At 41.0% G+C, this 388-nt stretch carries 1 pseudogene; it reads right to left on the minus strand.

From position 1 onward, the window contains the following. Nucleotides 1–256: pseudogene (locus RYX56_RS21380) on the minus strand (MATE family efflux transporter); the annotation flags it as partial. Nucleotides 257–388 lie beyond the last annotated feature (132 nt).

Consider the following 388-nt stretch of genomic DNA (forward strand, 5'->3'; position numbering starts at 1 on the left):
CTCCAAGTAAACGGGAGATGAATGTACCGCTGCCCATGCCAATCAAGTTGCCTAGTGCCATAATAATGGCGAATAACGGCAAGGTTAGTGCGAGTGCAGTTAACATGGCGGTATTGTGGAGCGTACCAAGGAAATAGGCATTTAATATCGAATAGATGACATTCATTGATGTACCTAGCATCATCGGTATAGCGAAGTGAGCTACGGCTTTTGTGACCGGTGCTTTTTCAAAGTAATAAAGGTTTTCTGCATCCATGATGGATCCCCACTTTCTTCTTTATTTTGACCTTCTGCTTAACAGTGTAAGGTTGTGTCTTACAGTGTTAGATGATATCATGAATCTATAAACCTGTAAAGCATAGACTTACACTGTTAGATAAAAGGATGG

The organism is Alkalihalophilus lindianensis (assembly GCF_032843265.1).
GTDB lineage: Bacteria > Bacillota > Bacilli > Bacillales > Bacillaceae_D > Alkalihalophilus > Alkalihalophilus lindianensis.